Origin of the sequence: Tritonibacter scottomollicae (assembly GCF_032924845.1) — a bacterium.
GTDB lineage: Bacteria > Pseudomonadota > Alphaproteobacteria > Rhodobacterales > Rhodobacteraceae > Epibacterium > Epibacterium scottomollicae.
Window position 1 is genome coordinate 592,672 of record NZ_CP136704.1, and the last position, 22,508, is coordinate 615,179.

20 protein-coding genes and 1 pseudogene are annotated in these 22,508 nt (G+C 59.3%); 5 read left to right on the forward strand and 16 right to left on the reverse strand.

Annotated features, from left to right (window positions below; translation table 11 throughout):
- Positions 1-167: 167 nt before the first annotated feature.
- Complete coding sequence (locus R1T40_RS03420) at positions 168-773, forward strand: hypothetical protein (protein ID WP_317385874.1); 606 nt, start codon at positions 168-170, stop codon at positions 771-773.
- Positions 774-1,441: 668 nt separating this feature from the next.
- On the opposite strand, the gene R1T40_RS03425 is transcribed toward R1T40_RS03420, so the two are convergent.
- The 3 genes from R1T40_RS03425 to R1T40_RS03435 all read right to left on the reverse strand — a co-directional run bounded on the left by R1T40_RS03425 (position 1,442) and on the right by R1T40_RS03435 (position 4,351).
- A complete protein-coding gene (locus R1T40_RS03425; RefSeq protein WP_317385875.1) occupies positions 1,442-1,705 on the reverse strand; it encodes an ASCH domain-containing protein in 264 nt (87 codons plus the stop codon).
- A 402-nt stretch (positions 1,706-2,107) separates the two neighbouring features.
- Positions 2,108-2,782, reverse strand: coding sequence for a hypothetical protein (locus R1T40_RS03430; protein ID WP_133166787.1), 675 nt, complete (start codon positions 2,780-2,782; stop codon positions 2,108-2,110).
- Between the two features lie 363 nt (positions 2,783-3,145).
- On the reverse strand, positions 3,146-4,351 hold the full coding sequence (locus R1T40_RS03435) for an MFS transporter (protein ID WP_317385876.1): 1,206 nt from the start codon (positions 4,349-4,351) through the stop codon (positions 3,146-3,148).
- A 91-nt stretch (positions 4,352-4,442) separates the two neighbouring features.
- Here R1T40_RS03435 and R1T40_RS03440 point away from each other — a divergent pair, with 91 nt between their 5' ends.
- Positions 4,443-5,774: an aminotransferase-like domain-containing protein gene (locus tag R1T40_RS03440; protein WP_317385877.1), complete on the forward strand. Its 1,332-nt coding sequence runs from the start codon at positions 4,443-4,445 to the stop codon at positions 5,772-5,774.
- A gap of 246 nt (positions 5,775-6,020) precedes the next feature.
- Here the strand turns inward: R1T40_RS03440 and R1T40_RS03445 are convergent, their stop codons facing one another.
- Together R1T40_RS03445 and R1T40_RS03450 are read right to left on the reverse strand one after the other, a co-directional pair.
- Positions 6,021-6,170, reverse strand: a complete 150-nt coding sequence (locus R1T40_RS03445; RefSeq protein WP_317385878.1) for a hypothetical protein — start codon at positions 6,168-6,170, stop codon at positions 6,021-6,023.
- Between the two features lie 432 nt (positions 6,171-6,602).
- Positions 6,603-7,572, reverse strand: a pseudogene (locus R1T40_RS03450) (IS5 family transposase).
- A 334-nt stretch (positions 7,573-7,906) separates the two neighbouring features.
- On the opposite strand from R1T40_RS03450, the gene R1T40_RS03455 reads away from it, so the two are divergent.
- The gene (locus R1T40_RS03455) at positions 7,907-9,004 is read left to right on the forward strand and encodes a DUF4123 domain-containing protein (RefSeq protein WP_317385879.1); all 1,098 of its coding nucleotides are present in this window, start codon (positions 7,907-7,909) and stop codon (positions 9,002-9,004) included.
- Positions 9,005-9,006: 2 nt separating this feature from the next.
- Here the strand turns inward: R1T40_RS03455 and R1T40_RS03460 are convergent, their stop codons facing one another.
- The 5 genes from R1T40_RS03460 to R1T40_RS03480 all read right to left on the reverse strand — a co-directional run bounded on the left by R1T40_RS03460 (position 9,007) and on the right by R1T40_RS03480 (position 14,457).
- Entirely contained in the window at positions 9,007-10,410 is a 1,404-nt protein-coding gene (locus R1T40_RS03460; RefSeq protein ID WP_317385880.1) for a T6SS phospholipase effector Tle1-like catalytic domain-containing protein, read from the reverse strand.
- Positions 10,411-10,418: 8 nt separating this feature from the next.
- The gene (locus R1T40_RS03465; RefSeq protein ID WP_317385881.1) at positions 10,419-11,000 is read right to left on the reverse strand and encodes a hypothetical protein; all 582 of its coding nucleotides are present in this window, start codon (positions 10,998-11,000) and stop codon (positions 10,419-10,421) included.
- The gene (locus tag R1T40_RS03470) at positions 10,997-11,752 is read right to left on the reverse strand and encodes a GAD-like domain-containing protein (protein WP_317385882.1); all 756 of its coding nucleotides are present in this window, start codon (positions 11,750-11,752) and stop codon (positions 10,997-10,999) included. The genes R1T40_RS03465 and R1T40_RS03470 overlap by 4 nt, the downstream gene beginning before the upstream one ends.
- Positions 11,753-12,104: 352 nt before the next feature.
- Positions 12,105-12,362, reverse strand: a complete 258-nt coding sequence (locus R1T40_RS03475; RefSeq protein ID WP_317385883.1) for a PAAR domain-containing protein — start codon at positions 12,360-12,362, stop codon at positions 12,105-12,107.
- A 46-nt stretch (positions 12,363-12,408) separates the two neighbouring features.
- Complete coding sequence (locus R1T40_RS03480) at positions 12,409-14,457, reverse strand: type VI secretion system Vgr family protein (protein ID WP_317385884.1); 2,049 nt, start codon at positions 14,455-14,457, stop codon at positions 12,409-12,411.
- A 284-nt stretch (positions 14,458-14,741) separates the two neighbouring features.
- Here R1T40_RS03480 and R1T40_RS03485 point away from each other — a divergent pair, with 284 nt between their 5' ends.
- Positions 14,742-15,710, forward strand: a complete 969-nt coding sequence (locus R1T40_RS03485; protein ID WP_317385885.1) for an IS5 family transposase — start codon at positions 14,742-14,744, stop codon at positions 15,708-15,710.
- 241 nt (positions 15,711-15,951) lie between these two features.
- On the opposite strand, the gene R1T40_RS03490 is transcribed toward R1T40_RS03485, so the two are convergent.
- Entirely contained in the window at positions 15,952-16,836 is an 885-nt protein-coding gene (locus R1T40_RS03490; protein ID WP_317385886.1) for a LysR substrate-binding domain-containing protein, read from the reverse strand.
- Between the two features lie 133 nt (positions 16,837-16,969).
- Here R1T40_RS03490 and R1T40_RS03495 point away from each other — a divergent pair, with 133 nt between their 5' ends.
- On the forward strand, positions 16,970-17,638 hold the full coding sequence (locus tag R1T40_RS03495) for an FMN-dependent NADH-azoreductase (protein WP_317385887.1): 669 nt from the start codon (positions 16,970-16,972) through the stop codon (positions 17,636-17,638).
- A gap of 74 nt (positions 17,639-17,712) precedes the next feature.
- On the opposite strand, the gene R1T40_RS03500 is transcribed toward R1T40_RS03495, so the two are convergent.
- The 5 genes from R1T40_RS03500 to R1T40_RS03520 are packed head-to-tail and all read right to left on the reverse strand — an operon-like array spanning position 17,713 to position 22,508.
- Positions 17,713-18,414: an urea carboxylase-associated family protein gene (locus R1T40_RS03500; RefSeq protein ID WP_317385888.1), complete on the reverse strand. Its 702-nt coding sequence runs from the start codon at positions 18,412-18,414 to the stop codon at positions 17,713-17,715.
- Positions 18,415-18,416: 2 nt separating this feature from the next.
- Entirely contained in the window at positions 18,417-19,310 is an 894-nt protein-coding gene (locus R1T40_RS03505; protein WP_317385889.1) for a polysaccharide deacetylase family protein, read from the reverse strand.
- Positions 19,307-20,575, reverse strand: a complete 1,269-nt coding sequence (locus tag R1T40_RS03510; protein ID WP_317385890.1) for an amidase family protein — start codon at positions 20,573-20,575, stop codon at positions 19,307-19,309. The genes R1T40_RS03505 and R1T40_RS03510 overlap by 4 nt, the downstream gene beginning before the upstream one ends.
- The gene (locus R1T40_RS03515) at positions 20,572-21,690 is read right to left on the reverse strand and encodes an ABC transporter ATP-binding protein (protein WP_317385891.1); all 1,119 of its coding nucleotides are present in this window, start codon (positions 21,688-21,690) and stop codon (positions 20,572-20,574) included. The genes R1T40_RS03510 and R1T40_RS03515 overlap by 4 nt, the downstream gene beginning before the upstream one ends.
- A complete protein-coding gene (locus tag R1T40_RS03520; RefSeq protein WP_106165570.1) occupies positions 21,687-22,508 on the reverse strand; it encodes an ABC transporter permease in 822 nt (273 codons plus the stop codon). The genes R1T40_RS03515 and R1T40_RS03520 overlap by 4 nt, the downstream gene beginning before the upstream one ends.

The window sequence follows — 22,508 nt, forward strand, 5'->3', positions numbered from 1 at the left end:
TCTGCTAAGTCGATGGAATGCACGAATTCAATAATTTAAATTAATTACATTGTATCTAATTTGGAAACTTAGCTCCTCAGAAACCAGGAATGTTTACCGATAGAGGTGCCTGCAGTCTTCATCAAGCTAACGGCACAAGTTCCATTCCTTCCGGTTAGGAGTAAACAATGAACACATTTCGTAAATTAAAATTTGCACCGATCTTGAGCTTGGCGCTTTTGGCTGCTTGCGGCACACCTCGCTCGCACGGTCTCGATGTTGTTAATCGAGCTAGCACATCTCTCGGGTATCGAGACATATCAAGGCTTCCTGTGGAGACGCCGATGAACGCCTATCTGACGGGCTATAGCTACTGGGACAACACGCCACGCGGTTCGGCCCAGATCGCTCGTCCGGTGATACACCGTTCAGCAGGAGGAGCCGGAACCTATTCCGATCCAGTTACTCTCGCCGTTGGACACGTAAAAAAGGGTGGGCGTAGTATCATGGATTATCCAGCCGGAACTCGCTTCTACATTAAAAGATTGCGAAAGTATGCCATCGTAGAAGATCTTTGCGGAGATGGGCATCGACCGCAGGATGGCCCCTGCCATTCCGGGCACCAAGGACACGATTGGATCGACATCTACGTTGGTGGACGAAGGATGGCAGAGGCTTCTGTCGACGCCTGCATGCGACATATTACCGGTATCCAGCCAGTTATTCTCAACCCGCAGCCTGGGCACCCTGTCGAACCTGGTGAGATTGCTTCAAGCGGATGTAGAAAGTTCTAGTCTCCGAAGTTACTATCTATAACTATGATAGGACTGAGAGCTCATCCACCTGAAGAAAGCGGAAGAGCCCGGAACAAAGTTCCAGGCTCTTGACCGGCGAACGGCTGCAGCGTGGACGAACGCGCTCCGACACTGCATTTAAGTCAGGCGATGCTTAGCTGATCCGGATGCGGTTTCAAATCGATCCGAGGGAATATCCGATGGCCTCTGCCAATTCAGTCTCCTCATAGCCAAAATGGGAGCGTACGACCTCTCAACATCCCTCCACCAGCCGCCTCGATCCGCGCCAACACCGCTTCAATTTGGGGCATCTCCATCAGATAGTGACGGTGGATGACGGCCAGCTGTCGACCTTGGCGGCAGTGCATGTCTGTCGCTGCTGGAGCCTTCGGAGCTTTGGGCCGCGAGGACTCGTCAATTGTTAGTTCATCCAGCGAATGTGTTGAGAGATCATTCATGCTCGGCATGAAAGACGCTGCTTTCGGCAAGTCAAGAGCGTCGACCTTGCGAACTGGGAAATCGCCTTCCCGATGCAAGCTACATCCGGCCCATTGCGGCCGTTCGATTCCCGGCCGAGCGCTGCGGAGCAACTTCACGAGACTGGACATTCTCCAATCGTGCGGCAGTTTCGGAGTATGAAGGTAAGCAGGGCGGGACCCAGCGGCCGATCAGCCTTTCGGTGCCAAATCTTCTAAGAGGACGAACCGTTCCCACAGCAGTTGCATCTCAGAAGAAAAGCCCCCGTTCCTCTCAAAATAGTCGCGGTGATCCTTGCGCCAACCTTCAAGGTCGTCGTTCTCACCTTCCGCAAGTGCCATCGCCTCAGTCACTTCCTCGAATCTGCACTGAACTACTTCTACAGTTTCAATGACAAGCTCCGGTGATCCGTCCCATGCAAGAACGATATCCCGTCGGGGGACGAGGCTCGCCATTCTCGTAGTCACTGAGCGCGCCGCAACTCGCCACTTTTCGGCCTGACCGAACAAGAGAAACGAGGGCACTGCTCAGAGCCGAGCTATCGCCGAACTTGAACGTCACAGCACCGGGAGCGATCCTTCAGGGCTTCGATGGCAGACACTGCTTATTCCTCCGCTTTGATAGCATTGCCGAGCGGCATACCGGTTTCCTGAATGATAGAGAAGAGTGCGAACCGGACATGCGGCAGGATGGCGCTTGGTCACACACCGTCCTTCGCCGCTCACCGGCCCAGAGCCGCCTTCTACCCACCACGCGGCTTCCGCGCCGCAGCTTCACCAGACCGGCCATTCGTCCATGGCGCAGCATTTTCGGAGGACGAAGGTCGGCAAAGCGGACTTAACTGCCGTTGGGACAAGTTAACTAGAGGTCTGCTTTATCAATTTTGCGCATTTCTCGACTTCAGAGTACCAGTTCATCATCCGGTTTGGTTCGTCGCTCATGGGTACTATCGACAAAGCGGGATGAGCCATAATGTACAAGTAAATGCGGCTATAGTGACCGTCTGCTCCGTTTCTGTAATTATTTTCAGCTTGGGCGTAACGTTCTTTTAGCTCGTTGGACAAGGGTGCTAATAATGTCGTCCGGTCTTCTGGATCTAACTTCAAGGCGTCAAAGAACCTGTCGTCTGCACTCTCTAGAGCGGGGATTTTCACGTCGTAATCGTCCAGTATCCGGGGTGCATCTTCGCCGACTTCGTCCAACCAATTCAGTTCGGCGTCAAACACACTCGGGCTCATGTTCCACCCAAGACGCGATGCGCCGCGCTTGACCGCCGTTAAGAAGGCACGGGTGAAGTCCAAACCTTCGAGCATGACTAGGTTGCGCAAACTGGTCCTTGATCCGTTCGAACGGCGCCCGCCACAGAAAGTATTCAATGCACTGATTTCTTTCAGTTCAGCCGGTAATTTCGACCAGACTGCACCGCGCTCTTCTAAGTCCGAGAAGAAAACACCGAAATACCATGATACATCGGCCAGCGAACTTATTTCCTTAACGCAGCTTTCAGGTATCAAGATGGGTATGTCGTCCACAGGCCTAGGTCCTATACTGTTTGCTGAAAGTTCTAACCAAGTGGTTCTTCCGTGGAAATACCCATACCGGACATTCCGCATCTTTGCAGCATCCGGTCAAACTGGGCTCAGAGCCGCCTTGCGGCGATGCGGCACCCAGATCTTGGCATGGCAGATGCTTGCGCCGGCTACTAGATGCCCCCAGTCAGCCCAAAGTGACCGGTGCGAAGTGAGGTTGGTTGTTGTTGCCGCACATGCACAAACCGCGCCTCTACTTCCCGGAACCTGACATTCAAGCTGTCAAACGCGGCTTCGTGCCTTCAATGTCGGCAGTGAGCCCATTCTACCGAATGCTGCGTCCCGTGCGAATGGCAACTTCGTTAGTCAGGTAATTGCATTCTGTTCTCTGCGTCCGTCACGGCACTTTCCGGCATCGAAGGCTGCGGCGGGCGTAACGGTCCTTTGTAGCCACGTCAGAACTATGATCGCCGTGACTGTGATCTGGACCGCTGCGAATACCACCATCGCCGAGCGGAGACCGAGCATATCGGCCAGTGCGCCGCTGGCTATCACGGGAAGTGAGAACCCGAAATACGCATAGGCCAACAGACCCGCCGTCGCCCGCGCCCGGTCGTCCGGCGCACGCAACGAAACTTCCGCCAATGAAGCGAGATAGGTGAAGCCGTAGCTTGCCGCGCTGGTGATGCAGGTGCCGACGAGAACGAATGCAAGAATCTTCAGCCACACACCAGCCAGAAGGACGAGGAAGCCGAGCGGGATCAGAACGAACCCGAGGGCGAGCGCGCGGTCATTGGTCATCCGTCGGGCAATCGGTTGGCAGAGAAACCCCACGAAGATTGCCAAGAAGATGACGAGTCCGGTCCATCCACCGAGGTCGTTCGCGGCAAGCTCCAGCGGAACGACCGCGATGGTCATGCCGGTCGTGGACCAGGCCAGCGCCATTGCGGCCCCGAACATCCATGTCCCGGAAGGAAAGACCGGCAGGCGCAAAAGGGACGCGCTCCGGGGCTTGTCCATTCGGGGCAGTCCGAGGGTAATCACCGCAATGAGCGGAGCCGCCACGAACAGGGCGATGTAGCTGGCAGGCAAGAGTGTCGGCCCCTGCACCCCGAGGCTGATACCGGTCGCCAGAGCGCCGCTGCCAAAGCCGAGCGATGTGGCAGAGGTAACGATAAGGGCGGCATTCTTAGCGCGATTCGAGCCAAGAATTTCCGTCATGTAAGCCGTCCCGGCGGTCGTCGCCAGACCGGTTCCGATCCCTAGCAGGGAGCGCGCGACGACAAGACTTGTCCAGCTTGGCACCTGTACGAGAAGCGCCGTCGCAACGGCGCCGAGGATCAACGCCAGTGCAATCGGAACACGTCGCCCGATCCGGTCCGAAAGCCCGCCGAGCAGCAACAGCGTCGGCATGAGACCCCCAACATAGGCCGCGAACGCGACCGTCACCGCCGTTGCCCCGACATCACTTTCGACCGCATAGGCATCGTAGAGCGGAGCCTGAAGGTTTACGGCGAACGTCACCGTGAACAGACCAAGGGCGAGCAGTGAAACCGGGATCAGTTTGGACATGGAGCGCGAACCTTTAAGATTGACTTGAGTTCGGAATGTCACGAGGTAGTCTGCAGGACAATTTTTCTATTGTACTAGATACAGTGAGAACATGGGAAAAGCCCGATACATACGCCTTGCCGACATGCTCTCGACGGCGATTCAGGAGGGCAAGCTGACTCCGGGCACAAAGCTGCCAACGCACCGCGCGTTTGCGGAACAGTTTAACGTAGCCCTTGCCACGGCGACTCGTGCCTACGGCGAGCTGGAGCGCAGGGGCTTGATCGTCGGCGAAGCCGGGCGTGGCACCTTTGTGCGCGATCTCGGATTACCCCCCACGCTAGGGGTCCGACAGACCGCCAGCGATGGCCTCATTGACCTGGTTTTCAACATGCCGGGGGACGCCGCCGATGCGGATATGTTGCGGGCCGGCCTGCGGCGGCTTGCGGCGGCGGGCGACCTTGAGGCGATGCTGCGTTACCAGCCTCACGGCGGGCGAACGCACGAACGACGGATCATTGCGGCAAGCCTTGCCTCGACCCTTGGTCCTATCGACCCCGAATGCCTTCTGGTCACGTCAGGCGGCCAGCATGGGTTGGCGACCATCGCCCTCGGCCTCTTTCAACGCGGCGAGAGGATCGCAACCGACACCCTGACTTATCCTGGCTTCAAATCCGTTGCGGCGTTGCAGGGCCTCGAAATTGTTCCGGTTGAGGGACGGGGCGGCGTGATGGACCCCGACGATCTGGAACGACAGTGTCGCGCGCGCAAGTTGCGGGCGGTCTATCTGATGCCGACTGTCCACAATCCATTGGGTGCGGTCATGAATGAGGCGACTCGCCTGCGTCTGATCGAAATCGCGCGCACGCACGACCTGTTACTCATCGAAGACGCGGCCTACACGTTTCTGGAGCCAGATCCGCCGCCAAGCCTCATCGCTCTCGCGCCGGAGCGAACGGTCTATGTTGGGGGCTTTTCCAAGAGCCTCGCGACAGGCTTGCGCCTGGGCTACTTGATCGCGGCCGCGACCCACACAGACAGATTGCTTGAAGCGATCAGGGCGACAACCTGGAACGCCCCGGCGCTGATCTCCGGTCTGGTCACGGGCTGGGTGGAGGACGGCACGCTTGCCGGTTCCGAAGAGACCCGGCGGCGGGACGGCGCAGAACGCCAGCGGCTTTGCCGAACCGTTCTTGGTGGATCGTCCGTTCTTTCGCATCGCTACGCAGGCTTCGCTTGGTTGCCTCTCGACAAGGGTGTTCGATCCGAACCCATTGTCACACGCCTGAAGGAGCAGGGCGTTTTGGCGTCAGGAGCAGAGCCATTTGCAACGACTATTGCAGTCCCTCAGGCTTTGCGTCTCGCCTTCGGTGGCGTTCCAAAAGATGAACTGAAGGGTGTTTTCCAGACAGTTCGAGAAGCCGTCGAGGAGGCTTTAATATAGTTGGAAAATTCCGATAGTAGCCCTTCGAGCGAACGCAGCGAAAGCCAGCTCTGTCCGCTCTGCCGACCTTCGCCCCTCGAAAATGCTGCACGATGGACGAATGGCCGGTCTGGTGAAGCTGCGGCGCGGCAGCGGCCTGGCGGGTGGAAGGCAGCTCTGGGCCGGAAGCAGCGGCACTTCCGGCTGAGGTCTCCCACCTGCGCATCAATCAGACTTTCGCTGACGCACGCAGGTCTCGAGGCAAAGTCACCTCGCCGCGGTGTCGTCAGCCGCTTGCGAGAGGAGTGCGTCAAGGAGCCCTGGTTCAAGCCAATTCCGGTCTTCCAGAACCTCTGCATCGACAACGGTCGGCTGGCGCATCAGCTCTTCCAGGCCAGACGCCATGATGCGCGACATGCGGTATCCACCATTGAAACAAACCGCTCTGCACCTCCGCATGAAAAGCGGACGTTCATCGAACGTCGCGGGTTGATTTCGGCTTGAAGGTTGGCTGAGCGGACAAACCGGTCCTATGCAGTTACGGCAATCGATGTTGCAGAAATCGCTTGTATCCGCATCGATAGCTGCACGACGTTGCCATGGTTTCCCCAATCCAGACATTCAAACGGCTATCCGAAAACAGGCGACTTTGGGTGTGTGAAAGTGGAAAGCCGGACACCAACACCTCAAAAACCACCGGTCATTGATTTTATTGCGAAAATAATGGGCAGTCAAAGAGATGGAAGCGAATAACTTCCGACTATTCTGGTGAAGTGGGAAGCTACAGTTGTCATGGGCGCTGTTGCACAAATCAGCTAACAGCCAGAGTTCCGCTTTCCCCGGACACACTTATCCTAGGGCCACGGTGACAGGTATGCCGAGGGCGGTGAAGCGGTTCATGACCGCCCCACGGATCTGAACTTCGGCGACCTGGCGGTCGAAGTCCCGTGACACTAACCTCTGGCCGAGCAGCTTCACGCAGTTCATTTTCGTCTCCACCCTGCTGCGGCGGTGATACCCGCTCCAGTTTCGCCACAGCGCCCGACCCAAGTGCTTCGATGCTCGCAGGATCTCGTTTCGCGCCCGGGCTCCGGCCGTGTCCGGCTTCCAAGGCCTCGCAGTCCGCCTCGGCGGAATGACCGCCGCCGCGCCGCGGGCCGCGATGGCATCATGGCAAGCGCGGGTGTCATTGGCACCGTCGGCGGTGACGGTGGCGATCTCCTCCTCCGCCGGGAGCTGGGCAAGCAGGTCCGGCAGCATCGGCGCGTCGCCGACGTTGCTGGAGGTGACCTCGACCGCCCGGATCTCCAATGTTTCCTCGTCGATCCCGAGGTGGATCTTGCGCCAAACCCTGCGTCGCGAGCCACCCATTGCCCGGCAACATATGCTTGCATGTGTGAGAGGGATGCTTGCGCGTGTGCCACTCGCCTTCACCTTCCACCTTGATGCCGGTACTGTCGACGAGCAGGTGAAGCGCGCCCTTGGAGCCCCGATACGGGATGCTGACGTCCAAGGCCTTTTGGCGACGCGACAGGGTGCTGAAGTTAGGCACGGACCAGCCAAGGCCGGACAGTTCCAGCAGGCTCGCAACTAACCCTGTCGCCTGGCGGAGTGGCAGCCCGAGGAGGACCTTCAGGGTCAGGCAGGCCTGGATCGCGGCGTCGCTATAGGACTGCTGGCGTCCGCGCCGCCCGGACGGTACCGCCTCCCATTGCATCGAGGGGTCGAACCAGACGGTCAGCGATCCGCGCTGCCTCAGCGCCTGATTGTAGCTCTTCCAGTTGGTCGTCTTGTATGTCGTCTTCGGAGGTCTGCTCATGCTGCACAGCTAGCATGCTGGATCCACGAGATGAATCCCTAGGGATTTGCGCAACAACGCCATCCTGACCCTAAGAAGATGGGTGAATGCCGCGCTCCCCAGGCGGCACGTCGGACTTATCATCAGTGTCGTGATCTCGCGCGCCGAAGGCATACCACTGATCTGACATCTGTCAGACATCATCTTCGGTAGTTCCCTGTTTCGCCCCCAGCGTCAGGATAAAGCTGTCGTTGGTTTCGGTGCTGCCGTAGATGTTGTGAAAAATAGGTTACTTGTAAGAAGCCACAGGCTGTGAGAAGAGTGAGGCATTTCAGAAATGCAGTTTGCAGGCGCTATGCAAGATATTGATAGTGATTTTTGGGAAACACTTACTGTTTCAAATTCCGCTACTCCTCTGGTGAAACAGGCGGGGCTACTTGCAGAGACCGTAGTGGCGCCAGAACCATTGGGTGATCAGTTGGGTGTTTTTCCACAGGTTAACATTCCACCCTCGTTTCGAGCCTCCTTATTCGATCCACTCGAAACGAAACGCTTATCCCCCATAAGCAAAGAAGAAGGCCATTCCGGCACAGAGCAGAGTTACGCGCTGCTTGACGGGGCAAAAGCCACCAACCTCGTCGACAGGCTTAACGCATCAGGGCTGGAGTTCCGCTGTTTGTTCAAAGGGCAGGCTGAACAGGAACTGTCAGAAGTTGCGCCATATCTTGTCAGTCTGAGAGAAGACGACAATCTGACACGCACTTTGTTTACTGGACCGAAAGGATGCCACGGTCTCTGGCATTCGGAACCGGGACTATTTCTGCGGTCTCCACTGCCGCTCGAAACGCTCTGGCAACACCTGCGGAGATTCACCCGTGTTCAAAACAGTAGCGGGAAATGGTATTATTTCCGCTACTGGGAACCGGCGGTAGCGCGGAGTTATTTTTCAGACCTCGCCGAACGGCCAGAGACGGTAGCACAATGGTTTTACAGGCGGGCACATCAAGCATTGTCTGCGGTGATCGTGCCATGGAGCACGCCTGAGGGGATCGGGCTTGATATCTTCAGGCCTGCGCAAGGTCTGGTGCAACCCACCCAAATAGATGCACCGTTTAGGCTTGAACCGCAGGACTTTGCATTATTGCAGCGCTCACGGCTCAATGCAGATGTGGACGAAATTGTTGCCCGGGTCGAAATCGATTTTGCGGAGTTGATCCGGCCAGAGGACAAGGAGCAATATCCGCAAACTGCCCGGCGCTGCCTGTCGCGCATGATGGAGTTTGGTTTTCGGCAGAAATCAAATCTCTTGCTGCTTCTGGTTTGGGAACTGGCTTACGGCCCGGACTTCTCCACCATAGATTCCGAGGGGCGCTTAAAGGCTATACTTCTTGCCCCGGGCGGGGAAACCGAGCGCATGCAAGTTCTCAGGGACCAGATTACGGAACTGGCGTAGGCTTACTTCGCTTTCCCGGGTTCGTTCGGATAGACAACCCGTTCAAAGTTTTTGTCGGGGCTCATGCCGATCTTGCCATAATTCGACGAAACATGGCCAAAGTTGCGCAGTATTTCGCGGGTCTGCGCAGGCGGTGGTGTTGGCCCGCCCTGCGCCATTCCTGGGGCCAGAGCTTCGAGTTCAGGGGGGACAGTGTATTCGGCAGCAGTGGCTGGAAAAGCAAGAAGCGGTACACCAGCTTTTTTTGCATCTTCATACATAATGCGCAGCGGGATCCGAGAGAGGCCGGGTTGTACCCAAGGGCGGTCAAGCCGCTCGCCCTCTTCAAAGGTATAGGTCCGCAAACTGCTTCCCAAGACACCATGCGCCCTTTGCATGGTCACAGGCCCGGGTGTGTTTACAAAGCCGCCACGCGGCTCATTGGGGCGAATCCACCCCTCAGACACCCAAAAGGCTTCACGGCTGCTGCGTGCCAATTCGGCAGTCTGGATTGCAGTGGACCGCGCGGTTTCTGCCTGCTCCCGGCTCCCAAAAACTCGGGTTCGGGTGGGGGCAACAACGGTTCTGTCTCCCGGATCACGGTAGCCGCCACCGACATCGGAATGCGCCCCTGGCAGCCTCCGTACCTCTCCGCCGCCTGGCTGGTTGTCGTTCAAGCGGAAATTCTCGCGGTATTCATTCTGCGCGGTCAGGTGGTAGATGCGCTCGCATTGCGCTGATGATACATGCACATTCACAGCGCCGTTGTCGTCATCTTTACCGTCGCCGACGGCTGCGACCGTATCAAAGATACCGATATAGCGAATGCGGACATTGCGGTCTTCCGGCAGCCTGGCCCGCTTTCGGTTGGCATAATAGGCGTCATATTCCACGTAGCCCTGCCGGAAGCAGTTCACGAAATAGCGCGCCGCTGCCGCCCCGCGGCTGAACCCAAAAACATCCAGCACAATTTCCTCGGGTTCTTCCAAAGGTGAAAGTCGATCGATCTCCTTTCCAACGTCCAGGCAGGCCTGATAGACGCGGGCTTCTACCCCTTCAGGCCCCATCCCTGTGGCCGCACCGGTTAATGTGAAGGGGTTATAGTCCCAGCCGCCGGAGGTTGTTCCGATTCCTTCTTTGTAGATGTGAGAAAATTTTGTTTTCGGAGATCCGCAATCAGCCAGTTCTGTCCAGCGGTCGCCAATCTTGTAAATTTCATGTAAAAGCGACACGTTGGAGCGCGCATTACCATAGCTGCCACTGTCACCGCCCTCGATGGAATTCGCCGTGTTGTTCCCGGTTCCATCAAAAAATACGCCGATTTCCAGGGTAACACGCGGGCAGGTTTGCACTGTGTTCCCTGCGGTGCCGCTCATATCCGCAGAAGCAGCTTCGGCGCCTTTCGTTAAGTCCGATGTTGTTGTCATATCTTGCTCTACTTACAGCCTTTTCCGACTCCAGCGGGGCGGTCGTACTCCAGAGTTTCTTTCAATGCCGGCAATGCCAGAGGCTCCAATGTATAATCCTGATCCAGTTCCGGAATCCGTGTGCCGCAAACTCGCCCCACATCGTGGATTAATGTTGAGACCGCTGTTTCCGGGAGCGGGTCCGAAGTAATCAACATCAGCCCGTCCGGGCCAAACACAGGTTTCATTTCTGCAAAATTTGAGGCGCTGCGCTGCAGTTCCAAGACTGGCACTACGATTTCTGCACGGAAAGCCTCATGGGTCAGCAACTCGACCCAGACCGCTTCAATTTGCAGGGTACCATTCGCATCAATATCCCTGGGCAACATGTACCATCCCGAGTGATCATGGGGGCGTCGTAGATCGGCAAGCCCCTGTACGACCTTTTTCCCTTGAAGCGTGTGTCGGCCGTCTACCTTGAACTCTTCAATCACGACCGGGCTTTGCACATAGGTGGAATAGGACATGGCAAGGCCTTCTGGTTTATCCGGGAAGCAAGCGCCTAGAAGCAGGAGGCCAGTTATCCAAATCAAGCGAAGTACTTTCATCATGGCTTAACCCCTGGATTCCACAGTCCTATGGGGCGGATATCAAACTGGCCTGTTGCGATGTCCGCCAGCATGAAGTGCATTCCTGATGCACGCTCACTGATCCAGTCCCTTGCAGGAACCGGGGCCAAGTGATCCAAATCGACAGGATCGCCGAAGGAGATTGCCGGTTGCGTGCCGTAAATCTCTCCAGGACCCAAAGCGCCAAACCTTTCCTTGGCGCGCAGAAACATTGGCTGCCCAGTGTCGTCATCCAGATCCAGTGCGTCGGCCGGCAGGCCCCAAAGAAATTTGAAAAGAGTCTCGTTAGCCTCAATCTTCCAATCCGGGTGGGAGAAGAAAGGCGCGTCTACCAGGCCAAGCTTCATATCAACCAGCACAAGATGATGACGCTCACTCCAAACGATCAGCTTTCCAAATGGCCCATAGGCGATCGCATGGCAATCAGTGACAGGCAAAGTAGCATTACCAGCACCTTTCGGCACGATCCCGCCGAAGTCAGGGTCATGGGCAAACAAAGCAGATATCACCGGCGCGAGTTCTCCTGGCAGGCAATGTTGCAAGCGCTGCGTCTCTAGAATTCCCACGCCATGCGTTGCCCAAAAATCCAGAAGCAAGGCTGGCAGTCGGTCATTGAAGGTCTCCAGGACGTCTTCCGGGATTGGGTTAGCATGGTTGAGCGGGCCGCTTACCTTGAGCATTTCCGCTATCAGTGCTGGGCCTGACAGGCCATCAATTTTACCGTTGAAACGCAATGAATTCCCTAACTTAAGTAGTTGAAATGCAACTCACGCGGCATTCTTATCCAGCTCCACACCTCATTTGAAAGTAGCTGTGTGAAGCTGCAAAAAACGCGGTTTTCGGCTTAACCTTGGTGCCCAGTGTGTTGCTTCATTGAAGCCGTGTTTGATTGCGATCATTAAGCCGCAGCGGTCCGAAACGGGTCTTCTGCAATGAGCATCAATTGCAGGCACGAACCAGTTCCCGTTTTTCTTCCGCGCCTCCATTCTGCAAGTGTTGCAAGCATGGCGAGAATTACATCCAGTCATTGCAGGCTTCCAAGCGGGTTCATTGAGGTGCTGGATGCGGTGCGGAGAGCGGGGCCCCTCACGGCATGACCTTGTGGTTTGGCGATCCTGTAGCGATTGTGCCGCCGACAGAGGTGGGAGAGCCGACGTAGGCGATCGGGCGGCCGTCGTCGGTTGACATGGACGACCCGGCGGTGATGACCGCGCCGCAGCTGGTTTTATCGCCGACTCGCGCGACAATGCGACCGTCAACGGTAGCGCTGCCGCCGCTGACGATCTGGCATCGACGGCATTTGGGGCAGGCGTGGGTGTCTCCGATACGGGCTACAGGCTGCATGAGGCGGTCTCCTGTTGCAAGTTTGTGATCCGGCACGCCATCTGCTTCATTCCTTTTGCTTCACGCATTCTTCGACCAGCGGCAGGGCCTCGCGAGCGGCGTTCTGCAGGGTGGGAACCTGAGCGCTGCCGCCACCGCCCATGCTGACCGCACCTTTCAGGTTGATGCTGGCGGCCTCTAGCGTGATCCCGCCTGAATCAATGGTAATCTTGCCGCCCGGTCCCTTGATGGTGAATTTTTCAAATGCCATCAGAGTGTGGCTGCGGGTGTTGTTGGTGATCGACTCGGTCACGTTGAGGGTGGATTTGCCGAACACCGTTTCCTCGTGGTTGCGGCCGATCTGCACCAGATGGTCGGCAAAGATATCCTGTTTGTGTATATTGCCCACCACATGCACATGGTCCTTGCCGTATTCTTCCTGCTGGTTGCGACCGACCTTGTAGAGCACGTCCCGGGCTACTGTTTCGCGCTGGTCGCGGCCCACGGACATGGTTTCATCCTGCCCAACACTTTGGGTGCGGTCGCGACCGATGGCGTTGGCCTCATCGCGACCTATGGTCTTGGAGCGGTCATTCTCGATGACGATTTCCTGATCCTTCTGGCCGTGCATATAGATCTTTTCCTGATCACGCTCGTCCTCGAAGGTCAGCTCATTGAAACCGCCGCCCTTGTGGGTGTCGGTCTTGAACACCGATTTGGTCTTGTGCTCGGGCAGCGGATAGGGCGGCTTGTTGCGTCCGTTGTAGACACAGCCGGTCACCAGCGGTTTGTCCGGGTCGCCCTCCAAGAACTCGACCACCACTTCCATGCCTATACGCGGGATCACCATTCCGCCCCAGCCCTGGCTGGCCCAGTTCTGGCTGACCCGGCAGCGCATGGAGTATGCCTTCTCCAGGTCCCAGTGGAAATGCACTAGAATGCGACCATGCTCGTCGCAATCGATCTCGCCTTCGCCGACCACCACCGCAGTCTGCGGGCCCTGCACCACGGGCACTTGCGTTACCCGCGGCGGCACCATCGGAGCGGTGATTGGCATCAGCCGGTAATCCGCGGTGAAGGGGCGGTCGGGAGAGGTGCTTTCACTATTGGAGCCGTAGCTCTGGCTGACGAATGAGTAACGCGCCCAGAGGCAGAGGTGTTTGGCGCCCTCGCCAGGTACTGCATCGCCCGCCGCCAGCGGCACCACGCCGCCCGGCCGCAGGCCGGTGATGTCGCCGCTGGCGAACTGGCGGGCGTCATGGCCGCGCTCCTCTTCGCAGCGCAGCTGCGCCACCGTCTTGCCGCGGCCCTGATCCAGATAATCACCGGGATAATCATAGGCCTCCAGCTGCCCCTCAGCATAGGCCGCATCGCCCAAGCGGTCGCTCTCCATCGCCGCCATCGGCGTCTTGAAGTTGTAATCAGTGAGGCGGGTTGCGCCTGTCGTCAGCCGTCGCTCGGGCCCCCAGGCCCAGAAATGCTCGCCCTGTACGTCGTGGTTCTGGGCTGCGCCGTGATAGGGCCGGGGCGGGATTTCCGCGTGGTTCAGCACGTCATCTGTCAGCACAAGCGTGTGGCTGCCCTCTGCGTGTCGGATGTGAAATGAGATCCCGAAACGCTCCATCAGGCGGCGGGCGAAGTCCAGGTCGCTTTCGCGGTACTGCACCGTGTATTCCAGCTCCGGGTAGTCGTTGCTGAGAGCAACCTCCAGATGCGGGTTTCCCAGATGGCCGTAGTCCGCCAGCAGCTCCTGCAGAATCTCTACTACGGTTTTGTTATGAAAGATCCGCTGGTTGCGCCGTTTTCCGGCCAGCCAGAACCAAGGCCTAAGGCGCAGATCATATCGCCAGCCGTTCTCGCCCGGGCCTTTCCAGCGGGCCTCGGTGATAATGCCGTCGAACTGCGCCAGGCCCTCGGCCCCGCTGATACTGACGGTGGCATGGGTGCCCAACAGCGCGTCGAAATCAAGATCATCGCGCGGTGCCAGAGCCTCGACTGAATAGTCAAAAAGCCCATTCAACGCCTCGGTGCCGTCAAAGCGCATAAGCGCCAGCGCTTCCAGCCCCAGCACGGTGGAAAGCCGCCCCAGCCGGGAGTCCTGTACAAATGCGTTCATCAATCAAAACCTCTAATGGTTGTGCCAGAGACTACGGGTTTCCACACAAGGGTCAAGAGATCGGCGGGCAGAAGCGAGGGGGAATTCCTAGGTAACTGCGGCAGGAGGGAAATCATAGCTGCAACCGTGTCAGGGTCAGACTACGGGAGTCAAAATTCCGACCGAGCCACCCGTAGCGACTGACGCCGCAAAGTCATACACTCAGCCATTGTGCGAGCTGCATGGCGTTGTTGCGCAAATCCCTGGGGATTCATCTCGTGGATCCAGCATGCTAGCTGTGCAGCATGAGCAGACCTCCGAAGACGACATACAAGACGACCCACTGGAAGAGCTACAATCAGGCGCTGAGGCAGCGCGGTTCGCTGACCGTCTGGTTCGATCCCTCTATGCAGTGGGAGGCGCTGCCGTCCGGGCGGCGCGGACGCCAGCAGTCCTATAGCGACGCCGCGATCCAGCCCTGCCTGACCCTGAAGGTCCTCCTCGGGCTGCCACTCCGCCAGGCGACAGGGTTCGTTGCGAGCCTGCTGGAACTGTCCGGCCTTGGCTGGTCCGTGCCTGACTTCAGCACCCTGTCGCGTCGCCAAAAGGCCTTGGACGTCACCATCCCGTATCGGGGCTCCAAGGGCGCGCTTCACCTGCTCGTCGACAGTACCGGCATCAATGTGGAAGGTGAAGGCGAGTGGCACACGCGCAAGCATCCCTCTCACACATGCAAGCATATGTTGCCGGGCAATGGGTGGCTCGCGACGCAGGGTTGGCGCAAGATCCACCTCGGGATCGACGAGGAAACATTGGAGATCCGGGCGGTCGAGGTCACCTCCAGCAACGTCGGCGACGTGCCGATGCTGCCGGACCTGCTTGCCCAGGTCCCGGCGGAGGAGGAGATCGCCACCGTCACCGCCGACGGTGCCAATGACACTCGCGCTTGCCATGATGCCATCGCGGCCCGCGGCGCGGCGGCGGTCATTCCGCCGAGGCGGACTGCGAGGCCTTGGAAGCCGGACACGGCCGGAGCCCGGGCGCGAAACGAGATCCTGCGAGCATCGAAGCACTTGGGTCGGGCGCTGTGGCGAAACTGGAGCGGGTATCACCGCCGCAGCAGGGTGGAGACGAAAATGAACTGCGTGAAGCTGCTCGGCCAGAGGTTAGTGTCACGGGACTTCGACCGCCAGGTCGCCGAAGTTCAGATCCGTGCGGCGGTCATGAACCGCTTCACCGCCCTCGGCATACCTGTCACCGTGGCCCTAGGATAAGTGTGTTCGGGGAAAGGGGAACTCTGGCTGTTAGCTGATTTGTGCAACAGCGCCGGTCCAGAGCCTAACCTGCTGGGTGAAGCAGCCGGTACATCGCATTACGTACTTTTAAATCGCGTTAGTTCTGACAGTCATCTCATATGTCAACAGAGCCTGAGAACACCGTCTACTTCTATGCGCAAGCAGAGGCCTCGGAGCGGTCGGTACGGCAGGACATTCGGGAATTGCGCGCGTGCAGCGGCTACCCGGAAGCACGCGCCCATGAAGCAAAGTGCTCAACTTCTGCAAAACGCGGATGATCGCTGCGGCTCACCGCCCAAAAAGTTCTGCCAGGCAAACCCACGTCAGACAGGCGCACCAAGTGCCCGGCTGCGACAGCGGCGCGAGCCAACACGCTGGAAGCCAGTACCACGCCTTGACCGGCAAGCGCCGAGTCTATGGCATTGATTTCCTCGGAAAAGTGCTGTGCGATCTCGGGCACCGCAGCCCCGAGCCCGGCTGCGTGAGACCAGCGCTGCCAGCTTGGCGACGCTTCCGCGCCGCAATTCCAGCGGTACTGGATCAGCGGCAGGCGCAAAATACCAGCGTCGTCGTTGATCTGAGACCGGCGCAGCAGTTCCGGCGCGCAGAGCGGGACCAGGCTGTCTTCGAACAGCGGCAGCCAATGGTCTTCTGGCTGCGGCTGGACTGCGTAACGAACCGCAAAGTCGACATCGCTACCGGACAGGTCTACCGGCTGGTTGTCGGCCTCGACCTTCAGGTTCAATCCGGTCTGACTGCGCAACGCGGGCAGGCGCTGCATGAGCCAGAGACTGGCAAACGCGACCGTGACGGAAACCGTCAGCGGGCGGTTCGTCTCCTGCTGCGAAATTCCTGCGATGGCGCTGCTCATGCGGTCGAAACTCTCGCGCAGTACCGGGTATAATGCCGCGCCTTCTGCCGACAGGCGGATTGGGCGCGGGTAGCGGTGGAAGAGTTTCACCTCCAGGATCTCTTCCAGCTGGCGGATCTGGTGGCTGATCGCGGTTGGCGTCAGGTGAAGCTCGGCCGCGGCTCGAGCGAAATGAAGATGCCGCGCGGCGGCTTCAAAAGCACGTAGCGCGTGGAGCGGAGGCAAGCGCCGCATCGGTTCAATCCTTTCCGTTCGGGGTGGAGCTAGGGTGAATTTCATTCACCTTGACCATGAAAAATTCGCTTTCGCCAGAGGCTTGGCCGCTTGGTAGGCACAATGCGCAGTGCATATACTCAGGAGATTGCCCATGCCCACTCTGTTGCGAATTGATGCAAGCGCCCAGCTTGAAGAACGCTCCCTCACACGTCATCTGACCGGGCTGTTCACACAGACCTTTCTGGCGCAAGCACCGGACACGAAAGTGATCACCCGGGATGTCGGCCTGAACCCGATTCCTGCGATCGACCACAAATTCATCCATGCGGCCTTTACCCCGTCCGACGCGCGTGAGCCGTGGATGACCGAGCGTCTGGCGCTGTCCGACGAGTTGGTTGACGAGGTAATCGCGGCGGATATCGTCGTCCTGGGCGCGCCGATGTACAACTACGGAATGCCGACCGCCCTGAAGGGCTGGATCGACCACATCGCGCGGATCGGTCGGACCTTTTCCTTTGACCTGGCCCGCGGCGACACGCCGATCGAGCCGATCCTGTCGGGAAAACGGCTGGTGGTGCTGTCGTCGCGTGGTGAATTCGGGTTTGCCCCCGGTGGGCCGCGCGCGCATCTCAACGCGCTTGACCCGGCTCTGGCGGCCTGTGCGCATTACTTCGGCGTGGCGCAGGCAGATATCGAGACGATTGCGATCGAATATCAGGAATTCAAAGATGCGCGTCACGAGGCGTCGGTTGAAACGGCTGAGGCCCGTACCCGCGACCTGGCCGCGAAACTGGCCGGTGGGGCGGCGCAAGCGGCCTGAAACAACCCTTTGAAACGGTAAAACTAGGTGGCGCGGATTTAAAACCGCGCCACCAATTCGTTTTGCGGTCAGGTTCATTCGGGTTCCCGGTGCAGCTTGACCTCCAGCGCGCTTGGCTCAGCATCTTCGCCATTGATCGGCAGAAGGTCCATCGGGCAGCAGGAAATCACCACCACAGCATCCATTTCAGCGCGGAACAGCACATGATCCCCTTTGGTCGAGACAGGGGGCCGCCACTCCATTGCGCCACCTTCGATGACAGGCGTGTTCATCCAGAGGTTCAGCGGGCAGGGCACCGATGTCGGGCGCAGGCCGATGGCCCGCAGCGCCATGCGCAGGTTGTCTGTGCAATTGTCGTGATACCCCTGATATCCAAGTTGGGCATACCGATGAATATCGCAGGACGCGACAAGCGTGTCGTGAACGCCGGGCGAGCTGTCCTCAACCAGTGTCAGGATCGGGCGCCGCCGGTTGGTCACCAGCGCGTCGCCGGGACGTGGCGAAATGCGACGCAGCGTCGGGCGCAGGTGCTCCATCGACAGATATTCGTTGCAGTCACCTTCGACAAAGGCCCAGAAATCGCCGATCTGGCTGCCGTCGCGGTTGATAACCGACAGCAGCTCTCCCTTCTTTACGCGCATCGCCCGGCCCTGACGGGCGGGAATAGTGTACGTCGTATTGGGGCTGAGGCGGCCATCCTCTGCAAGCGTCTGATGTGCGCTCGGGTTTTCACCGTCGGGCCGTGCGGCATCAAAGGGGGTATCGCGGGTATCCATCTTTATTTCTCCATCAGGACGGGATGCATGTAGGGCGCCGCGGGCTCACGGTGCGGCTGCCAGGCGCCTTCGGCCTCCTGGCTTGCGGCATAGGCGGCGATCTCTTCCAGCGGTGCGAACCAGACATCGCCGCGCGACAGCACCTCTTCGAGCCACTGCTCCACCACCCGCCAGCGGGCCAGCCGCCCGGTCAGGAAGGGGTGCCATATCCCGATCCAGAGCCCGCCAGCCTCGTATTGCGCCTCGAACTCCTCAAAGGAGGCCTCCAGCCCGCGGCGCGGCGACATCACCGGCATCTTGTAGCCGATCTCGTCGAAATGCGCGAAAGGCGGCCAGTCATCGCTGCCCCAATGCACCGGCAGCTCATAAAGAGAGCCGGCTGCGGTATCGATCCGATAGGGCAGGTCGTCGGCCATCATCGAGCTTTCATAGGTCAACCCGTGTTTCACCGCGAGCGACAGCACCTCGGGGGTGACGTTATAGACCGGGGCGCGATAGCCGCGCGGGGTGCTGCCGGTCATCTGCCGGTGAACCGCAAGCGCGCGTTCGAACCAATAGGTCTGCTCCTCGGCGCTCTGTTCGGCGGGGTCTTCGTGCAGGTATCCGTGGTGGCCGATCTCATGGCCGCCGGCAAGGATCGCCTCGACCGTTTCGGGGTATTGTTCCATCACCCAGCCGGGCATGAAAAAGGACTGTTTGAGTCCCAACCGCCGGTAGGTGTCCAGAATACGCGGCACACCGGAATTCGGACCATAGCGGCCCATGCTTATCGGGTAGAGGCGACGGTGCCCGTCCTCCGGACGGGCGATGTGGATCAGGCTGTCGGCATCCACGTCAAACGTGATCGCACAGGCACAGCGGGCACCGTTTGGCCATTTTATCGGATTAAGTATCATGTCAGGGGTTCCTTTTGCATCAGCAGCGTTTCGACCATTGCCGCAGTGGCAAGCAGGGTGCGGTCGCTGTCTGGCGGACCGACCAGCTGCACGCCCACCCAAGCCCCCGCATTCGTTTTCCCGACGGGTAGAGAAATGGCGGGCAAATCCAGCAGGCTCGCAGGCATGGTCAGGCGTAGAGCCGCAGTATTTGTTGCGGCAAAGGTTTTGGGATCTTCCAGCAGCGGCGCCAGGTGCGGGGCTTCGATGGCAACCGTCGGCAGGAGGTAGATGGTACCGGAGGCCCGGACGGTTTCGCGCAACGCTCTGGCACCCTGTTTGACGCGCGTGATCTTGTCCGGGTTCAGACCGGCCGACGCACGCAGCCGCGCGGCGACAAACGGGTCAATGTGATGAGCGTTCTCGGTCTCCAGCAGATGCCCATAGGTTTCGACCGCCTCAATGGCGCCCGGCCAGCCGCCCGCGCGGATCAGCGCCAGCGCCTCATCCAAAGGCGACTGTCTGGTGTGCTCCAACAGGACACCCGCCTGTCCGAGTGCTATCACCGCCTCCTTGCAGCGCTGGGAGATCGGCGCGGAGACATCGCTCGCGTCGAGCACGTCGCTGAGCACCGCAAGGCCGCTGGCGATGTCCGGGTGGGCGTTGTCGCCGGACAGGATCGCATCCAACTCGATGATATCGGCAACCGAGCGGGCAAAGCTGCCGACCGTGTCATAGCTGGGCGCGAGTGGCATCACGCCGCGCATCGGATACCGTCCGCGCGTGGACCGAAAGCCCACCACGCCCTGAAACGCTGCTGGCACCCGGCAGGAGCCCGCAGTATCGGTACCGACCGCGAGGCGGGTGATCCCACGTGCGACAGAGGCCGCAGCCCCCGAGGAGGACCCGCCCGGCACCCGCCCGTCGAGGAGCGGAGTGCCGTGGTGTGGATTGTAGCCGATGCCGGAGAACGCCAGTTCCGATTGATTGGTGACACCGATGCTGACCAGACCGGCCTTGCGGGCGCGCGCTACCACCTCAGCATCCGCTGGGGCAGGGGCCTCGGGGCGCCAGTGGGCGGAACCGGCACGCGGGGTGACATCCTTGATCGCGATCATATCCTTCCAAGAGACCGTGCTCCCATCGAGGGGGCCCAATCTTGCGGTGCGACCATCGCTTTGACGTGCTTCCGCGGGGGCCCGGTCCGGCAAAAGGGACAGAAAAACCTCCCCCTCCCGCCCGGCTCGACGCAGAGCCTCCGTGGTATTGTCGAGAACAGACCTCATGCAGCTCTCACCTTGGGGCCCGGTTCCGACTGTTGCGCACTCTCCAGAAGAAATCCGTCATCGGAGTGCCAGGACGCATAGACCCGCGCGCCGATGCTTGCGTCCAACTGCTCTAGATCCCGCTGTTGAAGCTGCGCCACAAGGCTGTGACCTGACGCGGTTTCAAGATGCAAATTGACGACGGCCCCGGCAAACTCCTCTGATACCAGTGTGCAGGCGATTTCGTTTTCGCCCCAACCCGGCTCAACCGTCACGGAGATCCGGTCCGCCCGTACAGCCAGGTCTGCGGCTGCGCCTTCGGCCAACCCGCTGCTGTGGGAAAGCCGGACTTTGCCGTCGCGTGTGTCCAAGAAGCGCTTGCTGCCCTCGCTGCCCGAAACCTTTCCTTCCAGCAGGCTGATCCCGCCGACAAACTGAGCAACAAATTTGCTGCGCGGTCGCAGAAAGATGTCCTGCGGGCTGCCAATTTGTTCGACTCTGCCGGCGTTCATGATGACAACCCGGTCAGCGAGCGAAAACGCCTCTGAATGGCTGTGGGTGACATAGACAAAGGTGATGCCGAGCTCGCGCTGGAGCTTCTTCAGTTCGCCCTGCATCTTGATTGCCATATGGGCGTCGAGCGCCGAAAGCGGCTCGTCCAAAAGCAGCACTTTGGGTTCCAGCACCAGGCTGCGGGCAAGGGCAACGCGCTGGCGCTGACCGCCTGACAGACGCGCGACATTACGGTCTGCGTAGGTGGTAATGCCCAACCGTTCCAGCCAGTCGTCAGCGCGGCGGCGGCGTTCTGGCCCGGCAACGCCGCGCATCTTCAGTCCGAACTCGACGTTTTCCCGCACGGTCATGAAAGGGAACAGCGCCAGGCTTTGCCAGACCATGGGGGTTTCCCGCTCCCAGACCGGCAGTTGGTCGATCCGGTTGCCTGCAAGGGTGATCTCTCCGCGGTCTGCGGTTTCAAGACCGGCAAGCATGCGCAGGCTTGTGGTCTTGCCACAGCCGGACGGCCCCATGATTGCGATGAACTCCCCTTGCGCAATATCCAGCGAAAATTCTTCGACGGCGATGAAGGTACCATAGGACTTGGCAAGCCCCGCCAGTTTCAGATGTGTGTTGGTCATGATGTCTCCTCCTTGGACATGGCGCCGCCGCTCTGGCGCAGGACCACGGCAAGCGCGATCAGAACCAGCGTCAGGGTGACGGAAAAACTCAATGTGCCTATGACGTGGATGGTGGGGTCGACCTGCCCTTGAAGCGTGGTCAGAACCGCAACGGGAATGGTTTGGTTCAAGCCGCCCGTGAACCAGGAGATCACATATTCGTCGAATGACACGGCAAAGGTGATCAGGAAAGCGGCAAGGATGGCCGGCAACGTATGCGGCAGCACGATGCGGGCGAGCGCGGAATGGGGCAGGGCACCGAGGTTCTGGGCTGCGGTTTCCAGCGTCTCATCCAGTTGCGCCAGACGCAGACGGCAGACCGCCATCGCAAAGGGTGCGGCGATCACGACATGCGCGGCAACCACTGCGGCAAGCGTGCCGGCAATGCCGATGCGGGAGAAGAAGGCCAGCATCGCCAAACCCAGGATGACCAGCGGCACCGTCGGCGGCAGCAAGGCCAGCGCCAGCACGGCTTTCTGGCCAAAGAACCGAAAACGATAGTCCGCATAGGCTGCGGCAAATCCTAGGGCTGTGGCAATCAGCGCGGTGATCCCGGCCACCGTCAGGCTGTTACTGAGGGCCTCTAGCATGGCGCGGTCGGTCAGGACCTGCGCGTACCACTTGGTGCTGAACCCAGACATACTGAGGCTTGGGAAGCGGTCAGCGCTGAAGGAAAACAGGACTGCCGACAGGATCGGTGCGTAGAGCAGCAGGAAAACCAATGCGAGTCCGGCAACCCAGAAGGCTTTTGGCAAGGCGTGTTTCAGATGCGGAGGCAT